The organism is uncultured Amaricoccus sp. (assembly GCF_937858865.1).
Taxonomy (GTDB): domain Bacteria; phylum Pseudomonadota; class Alphaproteobacteria; order Rhodobacterales; family Rhodobacteraceae; genus Amaricoccus.
This window is the reverse complement of the sequence record NZ_CALLYO010000328.1, coordinates 1-3,473: the sequence shown is the minus strand read 5'-3', so window position 1 is coordinate 3,473 and position 3,473 is coordinate 1. Positions and strand designations below refer to the sequence as shown.

Sequence of the window (3,473 nt, the reverse complement as noted above, 5' to 3'; positions counted from 1 at the left end):
GCCCGATTGCCCTGTGAACCGGCCCGGGCGGTTTTGACCTTTGCCGGCATGGCGGGTAGGCTGCGCGCCCGCGGCCATGGAACCCGAATCGTGCTCAGACTGATCTTCCGGTTTTTCGGCTTCCTGTTCAGCTGGGCCGCGATGGGAGCGGTGCTGGGCCTTGCCGCGCTCGCCGCGATCTTCACCATCTACGGCCGCGACCTGCCCGACACCGCCCAGCTCGAGCGCTACGAGCCGGCGACGCTCAGCCGCATCTACTCCGGCCAGGGCGTGCTCATGGACGAGTTCGCCCGCGAGCGGCGCATCTTCACGCCCATCGACGAGATCCCCGACCAGATCAAGCAGGCCTTCATCTCGGCCGAGGACAAGAACTTCTACGCCCACCACGGCTTCGACCCGCGCGGCATCATCGCCGCGCTCTACGACGCGGCCACCACCGGCGAGCGGCTGCGCGGCGCCTCGACCATCACCCAGCAGGTGATGAAGAACTTCCTCCTGACCGGCGACCGCTCCGGCGAGCGCAAGATCAAGGAGATCATCCTCGCCACCCGGCTCGAGAACACGCTCTCCAAGGACGAGATCCTCCAGCTCTACCTCAACGAGATCTTCCTCGGCCAGAACGCCTACGGCGTCACCGCCGCGGCACAGGCCTACTTCGCCAAGTCGCTCGAGGAGCTCACCCTCGCCGAGACCGCCTACCTCGCCGCCCTGCCGCAGGCGCCGAGCGTGCTGCACCCGGTGCGCGAGAAGCCGCGCGCCGTCGCCCGACGCAACTACGTCCTCGATCAGATGGCCGAGAACGGCTACATCACCCGCGCCGAGGCCGAGGCGGCCAAGGCCGAGGACCTGCTGACCGTCCAGTCCGGCGCCATGGCCTCGGCCCGCAGCGAGATGCCGCCGCGCGACTATTTCACCGACGAGATCCGCCGCCAGCTCTCCGCCAAGCTCGGCGACGACGAGCTCTTCACCGGCGGGCTCACCATCCGCGCGACGGTGGACCCCGACCTGCAGGTGGTGGCGGCGCGCGCGCTGCGCGACGGGCTCGAGCAGTACGACCGGGCGGTCAAGGTCTACCGCGGCCCGGTGGCGCAGATCGACCCGGCGAGCTTCGATCCCGCGAGCGAGGCGAGCTGGCGTGCCGCCCTCTCCGCCACCCAGGCGCCGCGCGACATCGACGGCTGGCACCCGGCCGTCATCCTCGCCCTCGAGGAGACCCGCGCCCGCATCGGCGTCGACGGGGTACCGGACGGCGAGGGCGGCCAGTATCTCCCCTTCTCCGACGCCGCCTGGGCGCGCATCCGCGCCTCCGACAGCGGCCGCCTGCGCACCGCCCAGGGCCCGGACGACATGTGGGACGTGGGCGACGTCGTCCTCGTCAAGGCGGTCGAGAAGGACGGCGCCTTCGACCACTGGTCCTATCGCCAGGTCCCGGCCATCCAGGGCGGCTTCATGGCGATGGACACCCAGACCGGCCGGGTGCTCGCCATGCAGGGCGGCTTCTCCTACCAGTCGAGCGTCTTCAACCGCGCCACCCAGGCGCTGCGCCAGCCCGGTTCCTCCTTCAAGCCCTTCGTCTATGCCGCCGCCCTCGACAGCGGCTACTCGCCCGCCACCATCGTCCTTGACGCGCCGATCGAGGTCGCGACCGGCGCTGGCATCTGGAAGCCGGAGAACGCGGGCAACACCTACTACGGCCCGACGCCGATGCGCACCGGCATCGAGCAGTCGCGCAACCTGATGACGGTCCGCATCGCCCAGGACGTGGGCATGGACACCGTCGCCAAGTACGGCGAGCGCTTCGGCATCTACGACAACATGCCGCATCTGCTCAGCTATTCGCTCGGCGCCGGCGAAACGACGCTCTACCGGATGGTGACCGCCTACGCCGAGCTCGCCAACGGCGGCCTCCGGGTCGAGCCGACCCTCGTCGACCGGGTGCAGGACCGCTACGGCAAGACCATCTACCGCCACGACCAGCGCGCCTGCGAGGGCTGCGCCGCCGACGACATCCGCGACGCCTCGACCCCGCTCGTCCATTCCGACGCCGAGCGGGTGATGGACGCGATCACCGCCTACCAGGTCACCTCGATGCTGCAGGGCGCCGCCGCCCGCGGCACCAGCGCCGCGACGGTCGGCAAGCTCGGCCTCAACCTCGCCGGCAAGACCGGCACCACCAACGAGGCCAAGGACGTCTGGTTCATCGGCTACAGCCCGCGCATCGTCGCCGGCTGCTACATGGGCTACGACACGCCGCGCCCGCTCGGCGAGAGCGCCTTCGGCGGCACGCTCTGCGCGCCGATCTTCGTCGAGTTCATCAAGAAGGCAATGGAAGGGCAGGGGCCCGTCACCTTCCCGGTGCCGCCGGGCGGCCATTTCATCAAGATCGACCGCCACACCGGCCAGCGGCTGCCCGACAACGCCACCGGCGCCAACGTGCAGGCGGAATACATCCGCGACGGCCAGGAGCTCATGGTCGGCGCCTTCGGCAACACGGTCGACGCCGGCTGGAAGATGGGCGCCGACGTGCCGCTCTACGAGAGCGTGCGCAACTCGCCCGCCATCGAGCGGGTGATGGTGCGCGGTCAGGCCAAGGCGCTGCCGAAGAACCCGAGCCTCGGCACGCTTTCGAGCGGCGGGCTCTACTGAGCCCGCCCGGCCCCGCCCGCGGCGGCGTGCTGCGCGCGGTCCTGCTCGTCGCCGGCCTTCTCTTCACCGGCATCGGCCTTCTCGGCGTCGTGCTTCCCGTGCTGCCCACCACGCCCTTCCTCATCCTCGCCGCCGCCTGCTTCGCCCGCTCGTCGGCCCGGCTCGAGACCTGGCTTCTCGATCATCCCCGCCTCGGTCCGCCGCTCCGCGCCTGGCGCGAGCGCGGCGCAATCCCGCCCTATGCCAAGGGGATGGCGGTCTTCGGCAGCGCCCTCGGCTTCGTCGTCTTCCGCCTGGCCAGCCACCCGGGCCCCGGCGCCACCGCCGCCGTCGCCCTTCTCATGCTCGCCGGCCTCGCCTACGTCCTGACCCGCCCTTCCTGACTTTACCCTAGCGGGCGGCGGCGCTAGAAACCGCCGATCCGAGGGAGAGCCATGCGCGCCGAGACCGAACGCCTCATCGACGAGATCGAGAAGTCGCTCGAGCTCCTGCGCCAGCGCGTCGGCTGGGAGACGGCGGAGCACCGGCTCGAGGAGCTCAACGCCATGTCCGAGGATCCCGGGCTCTGGAGCGATCCGGCGCGGGCGCAGAAGCTCATGCGCGACCGGCAGACGCTCGCCGACGCCCTCGATGCGGTGAAGGCGCTCGGGCGCGAGCTCTCCGACCAGCGGGAGCTGATCGAGCTCGGCGAGGCCGAGGGCGACGCGGAGATCGTGGCCGAGGCCGAGGCGGCGCTCCGCGCGCTGCGCGATCAGGCCGCGAGCCGCGAGATCGAGGCGCTGCTCGACGGCGAGGCCGACGGCAACGACACCTTCCTCGAGATCAAC

General features: G+C 70.9%; 3 protein-coding genes. All 3 read left to right on the top strand.

The features are described from left to right. Positions 1–90: 90 nt before the first annotated feature. On the top strand, positions 91–2,646 hold the full coding sequence (locus tag Q0112_RS09300; protein ID WP_297974328.1) for a penicillin-binding protein 1A: 2,556 nt from the start codon (positions 91–93) through the stop codon (positions 2,644–2,646). Between the two features lie 29 nt (positions 2,647–2,675). Further along, positions 2,676–3,029, top strand: a complete 354-nt coding sequence (locus Q0112_RS09295) for a YbaN family protein (RefSeq protein ID WP_297974331.1) — start codon at positions 2,676–2,678, stop codon at positions 3,027–3,029. A 51-nt stretch (positions 3,030–3,080) separates the two neighbouring features. Next, the coding region (locus Q0112_RS09290) for a PCRF domain-containing protein (protein ID WP_297974326.1) at positions 3,081–3,473 on the top strand (393 nt) is incomplete at its 3' end.